This is a genomic window from Enterococcus infantis (assembly GCF_049166715.1).
In the GTDB taxonomy this organism is placed as follows: domain Bacteria; phylum Bacillota; class Bacilli; order Lactobacillales; family Enterococcaceae; genus Enterococcus_C; species Enterococcus_C leclercqii.
The window spans coordinates 29,327-44,664 of record NZ_JBMHFB010000006.1 but is presented as its reverse complement, the minus strand read 5'-3'; the positions used below and the strand labels follow the sequence as shown (position 1 = coordinate 44,664).

Here is a 15,338-nt window from a genome sequence, read left to right as displayed (position 1 = left end):
GGTATCGTTACCATTTTGACTCAAAAAAATATGGCAGTAATTTCCAACTTTTTATTGGTAACGATACCACTTGTGTGTTAATATTAGCATCATACAAATTTTAATGCAAGCGCTTTTTTAAGGTTGGTGGATAAAATGACAACAATTCGTGATATTGCAAAAGAGGCAAAAGTTGGCACGACTACTGTTTCACGGGTAATAAATAATAGCAGTAAGGTTTCAGAAAAAACTCGACAACGAGTTGAATCTGCTATGGCAAAGCTGAATTATTTTCCAAATGAATATGCTCGAGTACTAAAATCAAAAAAATCTAACACTATTGCTGTTAGTGTTCCAAGCATCTGGCACCCCTTTTTCTCAGAATTCGTGTTCCATATTGAAAGTCATCTCAGAAAAAAAAATACCCGGCTATTAATTTCAAGTAATAATACTGATGCCTATGCTGAATTAGAATTTTTGGATATGATTAGGCAAAATAAGGTCGATGGGATCATCGCCCTCACCTACAATAATATCGAAAAATATGTTTCTTCTAATATCCCCTTTGTTAGTATTGATAGATACTTCAGTGAAAAAGTTGCCTATGTTACTTCTGACAACTATCATGGCGGAGAAATTGCAGCTGAGGAACTGATTAAGCGTGGTTGTAAAAATCTTGGATATATTGCAGCTATTGCACCACAAAAAAATGATACTTTAAGCCGTAAAGATGGTTTTGTTGATATGGCACGAATCCACGGATATAAGGTTGCCATCTATCAGAAGCCAGAGCCTATATTAAATTATGAAAGATTCTTTGATGGTTTCTTTTCTTTAAATCAAAATTGTGATGGCTTATTGGTTATGAATGATCAGACTGCTTTACTCTTATTAAGCTATCTTGATAAAAAGGGAATTCGTGTTCCTGAAGATATCCAAATAATTGGTTACGATGGCTTTCAATATTTTGAGGGTCTGGAAACAAGTATAACTTCAATCAAACAGCCTATCGAAGAAATGGCCCAAGCTGCTTTGGATCTCCTCTTTGATTTGATTAATGGTGCAGATATTGGAGATCCAGTAGTTTTACCTGTCCATTTTAAAAATGGCAAGACTACAAAACCGTACCCAACTATGTAAGCTAGATTCATCTCCAACAAAAAACTGCAGGACTGCCCATCTCGGCATTCTTGCAGCTTTTTGTTGGATTTTCTTTTATTCTCTACTTTTCTAGATGGAAAGGACCAAAAAAATTGCCATTATCTCCTATACATCTTTAACAGGAGCAACTCAACCAAAAACACTGGTACGAAAGCATTTATATGTCTTCTGGTAGCGTAGTGGAAAACTCAGACTGGCAATAAATCGTCATTTTTCGAAAGAATAGCGCCCTCTTGAACATTATCAATCGCATTTACCACTTGTTGATCTGACTTCGCATATAAGTGACCGTAAGTTCCTAAAGTAATTTGAATATTCGCATGGCCCAATCGTTCTTGAATAGATAGCGGTTGAATATTCTGCTCAATTAGAAATGCAACATGAGAATGTCGTAGCGCGTGAAGTTTAATCGGTTTGACACCCGCTTTTTTAGCAGCCTCTTTTAACCAGTTTGCGAAAGAATAAGGTGGCGTAAAGGTTCCGTCCAACTGAGCAACATATTCAAAATTTCCAATACGTTTTTGCAAGTCATACCACTGTCTGAGCTTTAACGAAAGCTTCTTCCCCATCCCAATCGTTCGATAAGCGCATTTAGTTTTTGGAGTCGAAAAGTACCAATCGTCTTTTGTATTATAAATCAGTGTCTTCTCAATCGTTATCGTGTTTTTCTCGAAATCTACATTTGACCAAGACAACGCTTCAAGTTCTCCAATCCGAATACCAGTATAAAAGAGCATTTCATACACAATCTTCCGATGGTGGGTTTGAATCTTATCGTCCTTCATTTCGTTCATCACTTTTAGAAACTCGCTGTGTTCCCAAAACTCAACTTTCTTATTTTCAGAGGGAAGCGAAGAAACATCTTCAACGGGATTTTTAGCAATCACCCCCTCTTTAACAGCCCGATCCAATACAATCTTTAAGTGTCCCCGAATCCGATTGATATAAGATTTTGATAACATTTCGCCATTGACTTTTTTCCGTGAATTACGTGACTCCGTCTGGCTTAGTTCAAATAGCCAATCCTCAATATCGTGACTTGTAATATCTCGAACACGAAAATGATAGAAAAACTGCATTCGCTTTTCGAATATGAATTGTGCATTCTCATATGTTTGACTTTTCACTTGTCTCTCATACCATTTTACAAACCTATCCTTGTAAAACTCTTCAAAAGTCATTTGATTGGTAGAACACAGTTGATTAGGAACTGTCTTGTTAAAATCATGTGTTTCCATATACTTGTCATAAGCAATTTTGGCATCTTTTTGTGAAGCATAACCTCGTTTAGTCTTCTGAACCTTTCTTCCATCTTCATCTATGCCCAGATATGCTCGGAAGAACCATTTTTTTGTCTTTTTATCTTGGTAAATATTTTTAATTTTTGGCATCGTACCATTCCTCCCTGTGCTTGAGAAAAGCTACTTTAATAGTACCGCGCTTGTACTGTTTATTCCGCAACTTGAATGTGAAAAAGATGTTCAATTACTCGAGATGGCACCACACCAACTTGGCGATTATTATAAAAATCTATTCCTTCAACCCGTGCAAGATACGTTTTGCTCTCTTTAATCATTCGTGCAGCTTGACTAGGTTTAAAGCCCATTTCTATCAAAATTGCACGATTTACCATGAAATCACATTTTGTTTCCAATCTCTCACCCCCTGATACTTTACTCCTTTTAAATTAATCCTCTTTATAATCAATTGTTTCTCATTCAATGGTTGTGTTATACTCGTCTTGTCGAGGCGGAGTACGTTGCACAACTTGTTGTGTAAGCAGTACTTTGCTTTTTTAGTAGCTTGTTTTCTCATTTGATATACTTTGTAGTTTTCGTTCATAATACTCAACCTCCTCCTGATAATATTCTGGGTCTGCCTTCATATTTTGGAGAAGTTTAATCTGTCTTGGATTCATTTCTCCTTGTTCAATAATCAAAGACAACAAGGAAGAATGAAACGTTTGATCCACTTGTGCAATAAAAGCTAGCGATGGCGAAACACCATGAATTAACCAATTCATACTTTTCTCAAAGCTTTGAGGAATTGTCTCTAAAGAAATGGTGATTGCGCCATGATTGCCAATAAAGGCTGCCCATTTTTTATCAACTTTTGCCCCTGGATCATTTGGATCACGGTCATAAAAACAAATTGCGCCATTAAGTAACTCAAAGAACAGTTTGGTTAAATCATGGGTTCTTGAAATAATCTTTGCTAAGCTTTGCGCTTTCTCTTTTCGATACCGTAGTTCAAAGCGATTTTTCACTTCTGCCTCTTCTAAAGGAATTCCTCGTCGCTTTCGTTGTTCATAATCCTTCTGATAAAAACAAAAGCGACATTGACTCTTCTTTGAGCCTAAATACAAGGTCTCGCCATTTGATTCATTATTTGTGATATCCGTCCCGCCATGGGATTCACTCACTTGAAAAGTGGTCCACACATGGCCTAGCATTACCTTACGCTTAAGTTCTGGAATGCTGAGACTCCCCACAAAATCATCTAAAGTAAAATCAATCCGTGTAAAGTTTCCCTGAGAAGCTAATACCTTACGGAAGAACTCTTGCCAGTTTGATTTTGCGGTCTTCAAACGCATGGCAAGATGTTTACAGCCTTGACCTGAAAACTCCATCACGGTTCCTTTTACCGTATCGTCAATGGAATACCGAATTGTGATTACTTGATTCCATACGTATTGGCCAATATAGCCCTTTGGCGCATAATCCAGTTCCTCAAAGCGTTCAATGGGCATGCCAATGATTGCCTCAATCAGTTTTAAATGTTGATTCGAGAAAAAGTGAATGGTTAGATAATCAATCAAAACACGATTAACTGGAACTAGCTCTTCTTGCAAACTATCCAGTATAAGATTCAATTTTTCTGCACTTAATTGTCTCGTTCCTTTTTCTACTTTCGATAATAACGATCTCGAAATTCCCACTTTTTCTGCTAAATATCGCTGGGTCCACCCCCTTTCTTCTCGAGAAACTCGAATCGATTCCCCGAGATCATGTTGATTCACTTGATTCATAGAAAAACCTCCTTCTGCTATTTACTTGTCAAAGAACTACCGGACTTATTTTAAGTACATATTAATTGTACGCTTGTATTTATTTTAAGTCAATATGTTTTGACTTTTTTTAAGTACGCACGTATACTAAATTTAAGAATTCATCCTGAGGAGGAGTTTTCATGGAGATAGACAAGCAAGCAGTGGGCAATCGAATTCGGCAGATTCGCCAAGAGTTAAAGTTGAGTATGGAGAAATTTGGCAAACTAATTGGTGATTTACCGCGAAGCACTGTCAATAACTGGGAACGTGGAATTAACCTTCCAAAAACCGAAACCCTTCACCAAATTGCAGAGGTGGGGCATGTCACAAACGAATATCTTTTGTATGGTGATCAAGAAAATCAATACATTTTAGAAATGCTTCAAAAAAAGGCTGGTAAGCTTGATCCTAAGATTGAAGGACTGATAGTAGACGAAATGAAACAAGCCGGTCTTGTTAGTGAAAAAGAAATGGATCGGATGATTGAATTTTTTATTACAAACCTCATTCCACCAACCGAACAAGACCAGTTTACTTTCCAATGTATCGATGAGAAAAAGCAACTTTACCTTGGTTCAACTAATTTTGGTAAAGAAGCGCAACTCTATTTACAACATGATAATCAAAATCATATTCTGCACATAATGCCCTTTACCTTCTCCAACTTTAGTGTGGATCGCTTACTCGTCTATTTAGCAAATCAAGAATCCTATTCCTATTTTGGGAAACATTTGCCCAAGAAACTTGTTGAAAAAGCCATCCTTCTATACTCGATCAATCAATCAACCGGGGATGTGCGAATTGCCCCGTTGGTCTATTCAAAAGAAACCGCTTCTTATCAGTACACAGAGGACAATCAATATCTACTAGAACAACGATATCTTTATCTACCATTCGTGATGGAAGTCGAGAAAGAACGTCTGTTAAACGCAGCGTATCCATCATCAAAATAAAGTGACAAGCTTTATAAGCATGTGACAAAGAAAATACTGCTAGGACACTCCCCAATGGGTAGTTGTCACAGTTTCCTGTTCTTTGTTAGCCCCCTGTTAGAACCGGGGGCTTTATTCATGCAGTCCGGCTACGCCTTCCTGCAATAGACAAAACTCCAGATCGGGTATTTCGCTTGTGGCGAAACCCGACCTGGAGTTTGTCTTTACAGTATTATTTTGTACTTCTTTCGAATATCTCGAAACATCCAGTGATTTTTATATAAATGATATCTTTCAAACTTCTTGCAATAGCTGTTTAATTTCCTTTGGTTTTGCAACCCGGCCACTAACAACTAATTTATCATCAATAATCAACCCTGGAGTCTTCATCACACCAGCTTTCACGATTTCAGCCATATCTTCGACTTTTGTAATTGTTGGTGTCATACCTAACTCTGATACTGCTGTTTCCACATTTTCTTTTAACTTTTGACAGTTTTTACAACCTGGACCTACAATTTTGATTTCCATAATTATCTAATCCCCTTATTGTTTTATAAAGCTACACTATTGAAAGTAAAGCCAATCAATAAAATACCTACAATACAAATTGTGATAAAGATTCCTAACAATTTAGGTTTAACTACTCTACTTAACATGATTAATGACGGCAAAGACAACGTTGTGACAGACATCATGAATGCCATCAAAGTTCCCACTGGCACCCCTTTTGAGAATAGTGCTTCTGCTATTGGGAGAACACCAAAAATATCTGCATAAATAGGTGCCCCAATTAAGGTCGCAATAATCAGCCCAAACGGATTATTATTACCTAGAATGCTTTGAATAAAACTGGTCGGAATCCAATTATGAATGAGCGCACCAATCCCAACTCCAATTAATACATAAAGCCAGACTTTACTGGCAACCTCTTTCACTTGCCCCCAACCATAAGACATTCTTTTCTTAATGGTATAGGTTTCAACTTGGCTAAGACCTTCCTCCATTTCGCGAATATAATCTTGAACTTCATTCTCTAGGTGTAATTTATCAATGAGTGTACCTCCAATTACAGCTAGCAGTAATCCTAAAAGAACATAAGCTACCGCAAATTTCCAGCCGAAGAAAGACATTAACAAGATAATTGAGGCAATATCAACCATTGGTGAGGAAATAAGGAAGGAGAAGGTTACTCCCAAAGGTAATCCAGCGGTTGTAAACCCAATAAAAATTGGAATGCTAGAACAACTACAAAAAGGCGTAACAGTTCCCAAAAGTGCTCCCAGTAAATTCCCCTTCCAACCTTTTAAGCCACCCAACAATACTTTGGTTCTTTCAGGTGGAAAAAAAGTCTGAATAACCCCCATGACAAAAATTAATATTGTTAATAAAATAAAAATCTTAATTGTATCAAACAAAAAGAATTGAAGACTTGCCCCTATCTTGCTGTCTAGCGAAAGTCCAAAACGCTCAATCAATTTCCCCATCAAATCATTTAGCCAAACCATTTTTAGTAATTGGTCGCTAATCCAAGTCCACATACCTTACCCCATCCCCTTTTTGAATTACACGTTTAACTGCTTCGATAATTCAATCATTCTCTTTTCGATTTCATCTCTTGTATTTCGGAAGGCACTTCCAATTTCTGCCTCAGATCCTTTCGCTTTGGCAGGATCTACTAAATCCCAATGAAGATGAGTGCTTTCCTTTGGAATCGTGGGACACTTATCTGCTGCGTCACCGCAAAGAGTGATAATCATATCGGACTGATTAAAGTAGTCCAAATCAATCAAGTCAGATGTTTGATTCGAAATATCGATTCCAGATTCTTCCATTACAGCCACCGCTCTAGGATTCAAGCCGTGAGTTTCAACGCCAGCACTTCGAATCTCCCAAGAATCATCTAAGTATTTTTTAGCAAATCCTTCCGCTATTTGGCTTCGACAGGAATTGCCCGTACATAAGAAATAGATTTTTTTCATTCATTTTCTCCTTTTGTCGGGAACCAATCTTTCGTTCCATTGATCAATTTTACTAATAACAACATAACAGGCACTTCTGTCAGAACGCCTACTGTTGTCACAAGTACAACTGGCGAATTGACACCGAAAAGCGTAATTGCTACGGCAACCGACAACTCGAAAAAGTCTGAAGCACCAATCAAAGCTGCTGGCGCTGCCACATTATGAGGCTGTTTTGTCCATTTACAAGTAAAATAAGCAAAGTTTGCGGTAATAATATTTTGTAAGACTAAAGGCACGGCAATCATGAGAACGTGAAATGGGTTGTTTAAAATAATATCCCCCTGATACGTAAAAATGATTACCAATGTCAATAACAAGCCAATCGTTGTAATGGAGTCAAACTTTGGTAAGAAGCGATTGTTAAAGTAATCAATTCCCTTACGTTTTATCATGAAGTATCTCGTCAATGCCCCGCCAACTAACGGTACTAACACAAATAGTAGTACAGAAGCAAAAAGAATATTCCATGGTACAAACACATTATTTACTCCTAAAAGGAAGGAAACAATTGGTACAAATAGGACAATGATTAATAAATCGTTAATTGATACTTGAACCAAGGTATGCGCTGGATCACCTTTTGTAAGATTTGACCAAACAAATACCATAGCGGTACATGGCGCTGCCCCCAACAAAACCGCTCCAGCCACATAGTCTTTTGCTAAGTCTGCTGGGATAAAATTGCTAAAAACAACATAAAAGAAGAAGGAAGCTAAGCCAAACATCAAGAACGGCTTAATTAGCCAACTTGTAATGCTAGAAATCATAATTCCCTGATATGTTTTTCGAACATTCAGTATTGATTTAAAATCGATTTTCATCATCATTGGGAAAATCATAACCCAAGTTAAAACGGCAATTGGAATATTTGTATTTAACACTTGATAGCTTTCTAACCGGTCTGCGACACTAGGTAAAAACTTTCCGATTAGCATGCCTGCTGCCATACATAACAATACCCAAACTGTTAGATACTTCTCGAAAAAATTTATTGCAGGTTTTTCAGTTACTTCCGTAGATACATTGTTCATCCATAAGGCTCCTATCGTTTACTAGCTAATTGATTTTTCTTTGATAAGAAGTTCCTTCAAAATTACTAGGAAATCCTCAACAAGATCTTCCTGTAAAGCGTAATGATGCCATTGACTTTTTTTCGTTACTTTGACAATTCCTGCCTTCTCTAAAAGCTTCATGTGGTGTGATAATGTCGGTTGAGTAAAGTCAAAATGCTCCAACACTTCACATGCACAAAGAGAGTCAGCTGTAGAAAGTAAGTCAACAATTTTCAGCCTTTTTGGATCAGCTAAGGCTTTCATGATGGTAGCAATCTGTTCATAGTTTTCCATGGAGGACCTCCTATTGAATTATATATAGATAATTATCTATATACAATATAGATGAACGCCTATATACGGTCAAGCGTTTCTGTCTTTTTATTTTCAACATCGTCTGGTAAAAATCTCTATCGCAAAGTTTTTCTAGCAAAGTATCTCTGGTAGAAAAACGTGGTAGAAAAAATAAAATAACACAAAAAAAGCGGCTTTTCAGCCGCTTTTGGTAGAAGATTGGAAAACTCAGATAGAAAAAGAAGGATTTTTAGCTCTTTAGAACGTTGATAAATCCCCATTCTTACTGAGTTTTACCATTATCTCCTGTACATCTTTAACTCAAGGAACAAATCGTTATAAATCCCCAGGTAGTCTTTGCCCAGATCCTCGTAGACTTCCATATTTTTCAACATGTCATCAGTTGGATAAAATTGGGGATCTTCAGAAACCTCTTTGGGTAATAGTTCCTTGGCTTTTTCATTTGGCGTGGAGTAGCCGATATATTCGGCGTTTTGTGCCGCATTTTCCGGTTCCAACATGAAATTGATAAACGCATAGGCCCCGTCAACGTTCTTAGCCGTTTTTGGAATGACAATATTATCAAACCAAAGATTGGAGCCTTCTTTCGGGATGACATAATGAAGGTGTTCATTTTCAGACATCATGTCCGCGGCTTCTCCAGAAAAGGTGATGGCCAGTGAGCTTTCCTCGTTTGCCATGTACATTTTGATCTCGTCAGCTACGATGGCTTTGATATTGGGGGTTAACCCTTTTAAGTGTTCAAATGCCTGGTGTAGTTGATTGTCGTCTTTGGAATTCAGAGAGTAACCTAAGCTTTGAAGCCCGATTCCCATGACTTCTCGGGCACCGTCGATAACCATCAGCGTGTCCCGGTACTCTTTGTTCCAAAGGTCATTCCAGGAAGTGAGGGCGCCTTCTTTGATAAATTTATCGTTATAGACAATGCCCAACGTTCCCCAGAAATAAGGGATGGAATATTGATTGCCTGGATCAAAACTCAAATCCAAGAAATCTTCGTGGATGTTCGCCAGCCCTTTGATCTTGCTGTGGTCTAGCTTAATCAATAGGTTTTCTTTCATCATCTTTTGGATCATATATTCAGAAGGGATGGTGATGTCGTAAGCAGTGCCACCCTGCTGGATTTTAGTGAACATGGCTTCATTGGAATCAAAAGTTTCGTAATTTACCTTGTAGCCGGTCTCTTTTTCAAATTTTGCAATCAAATCAGGATCAATATAGTCACCCCAGTTGTAGATATTGACGACTTTGGCACCGGCCATTCCCGTTGCGTGTTCCAGCTGCTTAACCCCCAAAAGTAACACACAAATGATCGCTATGATTCCAATAATCAAAGATTGTAGTCGTTTCATCGGATTTCCGGCACCTCCAATCCTTTACGGCGTTGGCGTCCCGTTTTTTTCACGCGGTTTTCCTTACTGATGAAATAATAGCCCACAACCAGGATCATAGAAAACAAGAAGACCAGTGTCGATAAAGCATTGATTTCTAAACTGATTCCTTGTCTAGCACGAGAATAAATCTCTACGGACATCGTGGTGAAGCCATTTCCCGTAACAAAGAAGGTCACGGCAAAATCATCCAGTGAATAGGTGAAAGCCATAAAATAGCCGGCAATGATACCTGGGGTCAAGAAAGGCAGAATGATATTCTGCAACACTTGCAAATTATTGGCACCCAAATCTCGTGCGGCATCCACCATGGAATCATTCATTTCCTGAAGCTTTGGCAAGACCATCAAAACCACAATTGGAATTGAAAACGCTATGTGGCTCAACAAAACGCTGGTAAAGCCAAGTTGGAAACTTTTAAAGACGCTTCCCACCATCGTAAAAAAGATCAAGAAGCTAGCACCAATGATGACATCCGGTGAAACCATCAAAATATTATTCGCCGATAGCAGCGCTGTACGCGTACGGCGTTTTTTTGTGTAATAAATCGCCATTGCACCGAAAGTTCCGATAACCGTTGCCAAAAGTGCCGACAAAAAGGCCAACATGAACGTGTTCAACACGATAATGATCAAGCGAGTGTCTTGAAAGACTGCTTGATAATGCTGGAGTGAAAAACCACTGAAGCTGTTCATGGAATCGCCGGCATTGAAGGAGTAAAAAATCAAGTAGAAAATCGGCAGGTACAACATAATAAAGACGATTGCCAAATAAAAATTTGACCAACGAAATTTCTTTTTCTTCATGCGCGGCGGCCCCCTTTCCCTCTTTCACCGGTGAGGAGCATCACGATAAACATGGCAATGATTAAAATCACACCAATAGTCGAACCCATCCCCCAGTTTTGAGTCACTAAAAAGTGTTGTTCGATGGCAGTCCCGAGAGTAATCACTCGGTTGCCGCCAATCAGACGGGTCAACATGAACAGTGACAAGGAGGGGATAAAGACAGCTTGGACACCACTTTTAACACCATTTAAAGACAGTGGGAAAATCACTCGCCGGAAGGTTTCAAAGCTATTGGCTCCTAAGTCGCGACTAGCAAAAATCAATGACGGATTCAATTCTTCCAAGGCATTGAAGATCGGTATAATCATAAATGGCAGTTCGATATAAGTGGCAACCACCAGAAAGCTGAAATCGGTAAAGAGAATCTGTTTCGGTGCGATTCCAAAGAGTCCCAGGAAATTATTAATGCCACCGTGAACGCCGAATATCCCAATAAAGGCATAAGCTTTCAACAGCAGATTCACCCAGGTGGGCAAAATAATCAACAACAGCCACAAGTCTTTGTGCTTGAGCTTCGTCAAAAAATAAGCCGCCGGGTAGCTAATCACTAGTGTCAAAACAGTGATAAAAAAAGCATAAACGACTGAATTTAGCGTCATGGTCAGGTATTTGCCACTGCCTAAATACGTTTGATAGTTCGCAAAGGTGAAGTTGCCGTCCATATCAAAAAACGATTGGTAGACAATCAACAATACCGGTGCAATCACAAACAACAACAGCCAGAAAAAATAAGGAACTGAGTAAAGGCGCCGCATTTTTGTCATATCCGCGCCCCCTATTCTTCGTAGCTTTCCAAACGAGCGTCAAAATCTTCTTCTGACTCGTTGAAACGCATCACATGAATGTCTTCCGGCTCAAAATACAGGCCAACTTGGCTACCCTCTTTGGCTTTACGGGTAGAATGGACCATCCACTCATTGCCGTCTTCGTCATAACAGATAATCTCATAGTGGACGCCGCGGAAAAGCTGAGTATCGACTTTTACCACCAGCTTGCCCCGATCCACTGTCGTGATAGAAAGGTCTTCTGGTCGCAAGACGACTTCGACGGGCTCATTGGGCCGCATACCGCCATCGACACATTCAAAACGTTTGCCTACAAATTCGACTAGGTTGTCTTCAATCATCGTGCCGGAAACGATATTGGATTCACCGACAAAATCCGCAACAAAGTGACTGATGGGTTCATCGTAGATATCCACTGGTGTGCCGCTTTGGACAATTTTACCTTTGTTCATGACAAAAATGATGTCACTCATCGCCAACGCTTCTTCTTGGTCGTGGGTGACAAAGATGAAGGTAATCCCCAGGCGCTGTTGCAGCTCCCGTAATTCATATTGCATATCCGTCCGCAGTTTTAAGTCCAAAGCAGACAATGGCTCATCCAAAAGCAAAACTTTCGGTTCGTTAACGATGGCTCGGGCGATAGCCACCCGCTGCCGTTGTCCACCTGACATCTCGCTGATTTCACGTTTCTCATAGCCTTTCAGCTGGACCAGGCGCAAAGCCTCCATTACTTTCTTTTCGATTTCCGCTTTCGGCAATTTTTTAATCTTCAGGCCGAATGCTACGTTTTCGAAAACATTCATATGCGGAAATAGCGCATAATCCTGGAACACCGTGTTTACTAGGCGTTTATTGGCGGGGATGTCATTGATTCGTTTCTGATCGAAATAAATGTCTCCCTCGGTTGCTTCGGAAAATCCAGCGATGATCCGCAAGATGGTGGTCTTGCCACAGCCGGATGGTCCTAATAATGTGTAAAACTTTCCTTCCTCGATATCAAAACTGATATCTTTCAGCACCGCATCGTCAGTATCTTCATAGCGCTTAGTCACGTGCTCGAATGAAATGATCGGTTTTGCCACTGTCGTCCTCCCCTTTTTATAGCGTTTCGTTGCCGTTGTGGCACCTTTTGAAACGCTACTTCCGTTTTTTTAAGTTACTTCATAAGCATACTGATTCTTGCAGAAAAAACAAGCAAAAATTCAGGCCCGTTTCCAGAAATATTTTCAGAGGGAAATCCCTGTTGCAGGCAGGTCTTTCCCCTTTGTTTCCAAGAAGATATCCTGTGGCGGCATACTGTGTTTATGGTATCATTGATTGGAAAGAAATGGGGAAATGACGACTTTCTGCAAATTGTCATTTTCTTTTGATTGGAGGATTTGTAACATGAAAACAAGCCACACATTAATCGTAAAAAACGAACCAACCTTCGCCGTTACTGTAGAAAAGATTCCCCGGCCCGAACCCAAAGCCGACGAAGTGCTGATTCGCGTACAGTGGTCGGCAGTCAATTATAAGGATGCGCTGGCGCTAAGTGAAAGAGGCGGCGTCCTTCGTCAATATCCCATGACGCCTGGCATCGATCTAGCTGGTGTCATCGTTGAAAGTCGCGATCCCCAATTTCCTGAGGGCTTGCCTGTACTAGTGACCGGCTTTGGTCTGGGAGTCAGTCATCCCGGTGGCCTCAGTGAATTTCAGGCTGTTCCAACCTCTTGGCTCGTGCCACTGCCCGAAACCATGAGTCTCCGAGAGGCTGCACTTATTGGTACAGCTGGCTTTACTGCTGCTTTAGCACTTCGCGAGGTTGTTGCTAAAACAACGCCTGAACAAGCGGTAGCAGTCACAGGAGCTAGTGGTGGTGTGGGTAGTTTTGCTATTGCCTTGTTATCACAGCTTGGCTATCAAAATATTACAGGGGTCAGTCGTAAAAAAGATGTAGCCGATCAATTGAAAAAGTTGGGTGCTACTGAAATCATCCAACCGGAATATTTCATCACAGAAAAGCCCCGGCCCCTTTCAAAACAAGAATTTCATGGCGTGATTGATACAGTCGGAGGCGATTTACTGGCACAGATTCTGCCTACCGTTTATTATGGTGGGGTAGCTGCACTGTGCGGCAATGCTGGCGGCATCAAATTGACTACTACGGTCTTGCCTTTTATCCTACGAGGAATCACCTTAGCAGGTATTGACTCGGTAAATGTTCCTATGACACAGCGTGTACAGGTCTGGCAGGAATTGGCGCAGAATCTGCACTTTTTACAGAATCTGCCGGTTACAGAAGTCTCTCTTTTTGAAGTTCCCCAAATTGCACAAGCGCTTTTGGCCGGTACGCACAGCGGCCGCACTATCGTTAGAATGTAGGTGAAAAATATGCACATTTTGATTACAGCCGGTGGTACCTCCGAAAAAATCGACGAGGTCCGCGCCATTACCAATCACTCTTCTGGAAAGTTAGGCGTAGAATTGTCAAAAGCAGCATTGGCCCAACAAACCACCATTGTTGATTACATCATAGCCAAGGGCGCCGTCGAACCGCCAATCGATCCTCGCATCCGACTGCACCGAATCGAAAATACGCAGCAGTTACATGAAACAATGGCAGCTCTATTAGAGAAGCAGCCTTATGATGCAGTGATCCATTCGATGGCAGTCAGCGACTTTACCCCTGAAGTTTCAAGCGACCAGGATACTTGGTTAGCTGTTTTTAATGATTGGTTGTCTACTCGTGACAACGACGAGATGCTTGATGGGCAGCGCTTCAATGAATTGCTGCGAAAAACCGCGACGCAAACCCAAACTCAAACAAAACTATCCTCCCAAACCGAGCATTTGATTTTGGTATTGCAACAGACGCCAAAAGTCATCGCCATGATTAAAGAAAAGCAGCCGCAGACGCTTTTAGTTGGCTTCAAATTGCTAGTGGACGTTACCAAAGAGGAATTACTCAAAGTAGCCGCAGACAATCTAGCAAAAAACCGAGCCGACTATGTATTGGCCAATGACCTGACCTCCATCAAAGAAGGACAACATCACGGCTATCTGTTAGATCATACCGGCGTCAAAGGCGAGGCCAATTCCAAATCTGCGATTGCTCAACTGATTTTAACCACCGTAGCAGCGAGAGTTGTCAACAAAGGCTAAGTCTCAATAGCTTTCAAATTTCAGCCATTGAGACTTAGTGCACGATTATACTTTATGGAAAGGAAGTTTTCTTCATGAAACAAAAACATATCCTGCTGGGAGTCTCCGCCAGCATTTCTGCTTACAAAGCAGCCGATCTTACCAATGAGCTCACAAAGCGGGGCTATGCTGTTGACGTTTTGATGACTAGAAATGCTACAAAATTCATCACCCCACTGACGTTACAATCTTTATCTAAGCGAGCAGTCCATACCGATGTCATGGCTGAAAACCAACCCGATCAGATCAACCACATTGATTTAGCTAAACAGGCAGATCTCTTCGTCGTCGCACCGGCTACTGCCAACACCATCGGTAAATTGGCTAACGGAATTGCTGATGACATGGTTTCAACGGTTGCAATGGCGATTCGTCCCGGAACGCCCCGCATGATCGCTCCAGCTATGAATACCTATATGTATCAAAATCCCGTCAATCAAAAAAATCTTGCTTACTTGAAGGAAGTTGGGTATAAAGAGATAGAGCCGCGGGAAGCTATGCTAGCTTGCGGTGATTTCGGACGGGGGGCTCTGGCCACAGTCGAAATGATCGTCAAAGCCATCGAAACCGAACTGGCGGAAAACGACCGTAGCCAAGACTGAACGACAGGCAATCTTCC

At 40.5% G+C, this 15,338-nt stretch carries 17 protein-coding genes; 5 read left to right on the top strand and 12 right to left on the bottom strand.

What is annotated here, in order from left to right:
• Positions 1 to 135: 135 nt before the first annotated feature.
• Positions 136 to 1,119 (top strand): LacI family DNA-binding transcriptional regulator, encoded by a 984-nt coding sequence (locus tag ACOMA8_RS08325; RefSeq protein ID WP_421369977.1) that lies wholly within the window; start codon positions 136 to 138, stop codon positions 1,117 to 1,119.
• A 209-nt stretch (positions 1,120 to 1,328) separates the two neighbouring features.
• Here ACOMA8_RS08325 and ACOMA8_RS08320 read toward each other — a convergent pair whose 3' ends face one another.
• The 3 genes from ACOMA8_RS08320 to ACOMA8_RS08310 all read right to left on the bottom strand — a co-directional run bounded on the left by ACOMA8_RS08320 (position 1,329) and on the right by ACOMA8_RS08310 (position 4,168).
• On the bottom strand, positions 1,329 to 2,531 hold the full coding sequence (locus ACOMA8_RS08320; RefSeq protein ID WP_421369975.1) for a tyrosine-type recombinase/integrase: 1,203 nt from the start codon (positions 2,529 to 2,531) through the stop codon (positions 1,329 to 1,331).
• A gap of 59 nt (positions 2,532 to 2,590) precedes the next feature.
• Entirely contained in the window at positions 2,591 to 2,794 is a 204-nt protein-coding gene (locus ACOMA8_RS08315) for a DUF3173 domain-containing protein (RefSeq protein ID WP_002295027.1), read from the bottom strand.
• Between the two features lie 141 nt (positions 2,795 to 2,935).
• Positions 2,936 to 4,168 carry a replication initiation factor domain-containing protein gene (locus ACOMA8_RS08310; protein ID WP_421369973.1) on the bottom strand — a complete coding sequence of 411 codons (1,233 nt, stop codon included), beginning with the start codon at positions 4,166 to 4,168 and terminating at the stop codon, positions 2,936 to 2,938.
• Between the two features lie 161 nt (positions 4,169 to 4,329).
• Here ACOMA8_RS08310 and ACOMA8_RS08305 point away from each other — a divergent pair, with 161 nt between their 5' ends.
• Positions 4,330 to 5,142: a helix-turn-helix domain-containing protein gene (locus ACOMA8_RS08305; RefSeq protein WP_067624709.1), complete on the top strand. Its 813-nt coding sequence runs from the start codon at positions 4,330 to 4,332 to the stop codon at positions 5,140 to 5,142.
• 273 nt (positions 5,143 to 5,415) lie between these two features.
• Here ACOMA8_RS08305 and ACOMA8_RS08300 read toward each other — a convergent pair whose 3' ends face one another.
• The 9 genes from ACOMA8_RS08300 to ACOMA8_RS08260 form a co-directional block, all read right to left on the bottom strand.
• The gene (locus ACOMA8_RS08300; protein WP_067624712.1) at positions 5,416 to 5,652 is read right to left on the bottom strand and encodes a thioredoxin family protein; all 237 of its coding nucleotides are present in this window, start codon (positions 5,650 to 5,652) and stop codon (positions 5,416 to 5,418) included.
• A gap of 23 nt (positions 5,653 to 5,675) precedes the next feature.
• Complete coding sequence (locus tag ACOMA8_RS08295) at positions 5,676 to 6,662, bottom strand: permease (RefSeq protein WP_421369970.1); 987 nt, start codon at positions 6,660 to 6,662, stop codon at positions 5,676 to 5,678.
• A 24-nt stretch (positions 6,663 to 6,686) separates the two neighbouring features.
• Positions 6,687 to 7,103 carry an arsenate reductase (thioredoxin) gene (gene arsC, locus ACOMA8_RS08290; protein ID WP_421369968.1) on the bottom strand — a complete coding sequence of 139 codons (417 nt, stop codon included), beginning with the start codon at positions 7,101 to 7,103 and terminating at the stop codon, positions 6,687 to 6,689.
• On the bottom strand, positions 7,100 to 8,176 hold the full coding sequence (gene arsB, locus ACOMA8_RS08285) for an ACR3 family arsenite efflux transporter (protein ID WP_029487212.1): 1,077 nt from the start codon (positions 8,174 to 8,176) through the stop codon (positions 7,100 to 7,102). The genes arsC and arsB overlap by 4 nt, the downstream gene beginning before the upstream one ends.
• Before the next feature lie 21 nt (positions 8,177 to 8,197).
• On the bottom strand, positions 8,198 to 8,491 hold the full coding sequence (locus ACOMA8_RS08280) for an ArsR/SmtB family transcription factor (RefSeq protein ID WP_421369966.1): 294 nt from the start codon (positions 8,489 to 8,491) through the stop codon (positions 8,198 to 8,200).
• Positions 8,492 to 8,790: 299 nt separating this feature from the next.
• On the bottom strand, positions 8,791 to 9,864 hold the full coding sequence (locus ACOMA8_RS08275; protein ID WP_161898287.1) for an ABC transporter substrate-binding protein: 1,074 nt from the start codon (positions 9,862 to 9,864) through the stop codon (positions 8,791 to 8,793).
• A complete protein-coding gene (locus ACOMA8_RS08270; protein ID WP_421369964.1) occupies positions 9,861 to 10,709 on the bottom strand; it encodes an ABC transporter permease in 849 nt (282 codons plus the stop codon). Before ACOMA8_RS08270 ends, ACOMA8_RS08275 begins: the two co-directional genes overlap by 4 nt.
• Positions 10,706 to 11,515 carry an ABC transporter permease gene (locus ACOMA8_RS08265; protein WP_421369962.1) on the bottom strand — a complete coding sequence of 270 codons (810 nt, stop codon included), beginning with the start codon at positions 11,513 to 11,515 and terminating at the stop codon, positions 10,706 to 10,708. Before ACOMA8_RS08265 ends, ACOMA8_RS08270 begins: the two co-directional genes overlap by 4 nt.
• Positions 11,516 to 11,526: 11 nt before the next feature.
• Entirely contained in the window at positions 11,527 to 12,618 is a 1,092-nt protein-coding gene (locus tag ACOMA8_RS08260) for an ABC transporter ATP-binding protein (protein ID WP_161898290.1), read from the bottom strand.
• A gap of 304 nt (positions 12,619 to 12,922) precedes the next feature.
• Here ACOMA8_RS08260 and ACOMA8_RS08255 point away from each other — a divergent pair, with 304 nt between their 5' ends.
• From ACOMA8_RS08255 to coaC, 3 genes are all read left to right on the top strand, one after another.
• Entirely contained in the window at positions 12,923 to 13,900 is a 978-nt protein-coding gene (locus tag ACOMA8_RS08255; RefSeq protein ID WP_421369959.1) for a YhdH/YhfP family quinone oxidoreductase, read from the top strand.
• Positions 13,901 to 13,909: 9 nt separating this feature from the next.
• Complete coding sequence (coaB, locus tag ACOMA8_RS08250; protein WP_421369957.1) at positions 13,910 to 14,680, top strand: phosphopantothenate--cysteine ligase; 771 nt, start codon at positions 13,910 to 13,912, stop codon at positions 14,678 to 14,680.
• A 74-nt stretch (positions 14,681 to 14,754) separates the two neighbouring features.
• Positions 14,755 to 15,321 carry a phosphopantothenoylcysteine decarboxylase gene (coaC, locus tag ACOMA8_RS08245; RefSeq protein ID WP_161898293.1) on the top strand — a complete coding sequence of 189 codons (567 nt, stop codon included), beginning with the start codon at positions 14,755 to 14,757 and terminating at the stop codon, positions 15,319 to 15,321.
• Positions 15,322 to 15,338: the final 17 nt, after the last annotated feature.

Excerpts from the sequence above, each read along its gene's own strand:
- ACOMA8_RS08325 (WP_421369977.1), top strand. The coding sequence starts at position 136 with ATGACAACAATTCGTGATATTGCAAAAGAGGCAAAAGTTGGCACGACT.
- ACOMA8_RS08320 (WP_421369975.1), bottom strand. The coding sequence starts at position 2,531 with ATGCCAAAAATTAAAAATATTTACCAAGATAAAAAGACAAAAAAATGG.
- ACOMA8_RS08310 (WP_421369973.1), bottom strand. The coding sequence starts at position 4,168 with ATGAATCAAGTGAATCAACATGATCTCGGGGAATCGATTCGAGTTTCT.
- ACOMA8_RS08305 (WP_067624709.1), top strand. The coding sequence starts at position 4,330 with ATGGAGATAGACAAGCAAGCAGTGGGCAATCGAATTCGGCAGATTCGC.
- ACOMA8_RS08300 (WP_067624712.1), bottom strand. The coding sequence starts at position 5,652 with ATGGAAATCAAAATTGTAGGTCCAGGTTGTAAAAACTGTCAAAAGTTA.
- ACOMA8_RS08295 (WP_421369970.1), bottom strand. The coding sequence starts at position 6,662 with ATGTGGACTTGGATTAGCGACCAATTACTAAAAATGGTTTGGCTAAAT.
- arsC (WP_421369968.1), bottom strand. The coding sequence starts at position 7,103 with ATGAAAAAAATCTATTTCTTATGTACGGGCAATTCCTGTCGAAGCCAA.
- arsB (WP_029487212.1), bottom strand. The coding sequence starts at position 8,176 with ATGAACAATGTATCTACGGAAGTAACTGAAAAACCTGCAATAAATTTT.
- ACOMA8_RS08280 (WP_421369966.1), bottom strand. The coding sequence starts at position 8,491 with ATGGAAAACTATGAACAGATTGCTACCATCATGAAAGCCTTAGCTGAT.
- ACOMA8_RS08275 (WP_161898287.1), bottom strand. The coding sequence starts at position 9,864 with ATGAAACGACTACAATCTTTGATTATTGGAATCATAGCGATCATTTGT.
- ACOMA8_RS08270 (WP_421369964.1), bottom strand. The coding sequence starts at position 10,709 with ATGAAGAAAAAGAAATTTCGTTGGTCAAATTTTTATTTGGCAATCGTC.
- ACOMA8_RS08265 (WP_421369962.1), bottom strand. The coding sequence starts at position 11,515 with ATGACAAAAATGCGGCGCCTTTACTCAGTTCCTTATTTTTTCTGGCTG.
- ACOMA8_RS08255 (WP_421369959.1), top strand. The coding sequence starts at position 12,923 with ATGAAAACAAGCCACACATTAATCGTAAAAAACGAACCAACCTTCGCC.
- coaB (WP_421369957.1), top strand. The coding sequence starts at position 13,910 with ATGCACATTTTGATTACAGCCGGTGGTACCTCCGAAAAAATCGACGAG.
- coaC (WP_161898293.1), top strand. The coding sequence starts at position 14,755 with ATGAAACAAAAACATATCCTGCTGGGAGTCTCCGCCAGCATTTCTGCT.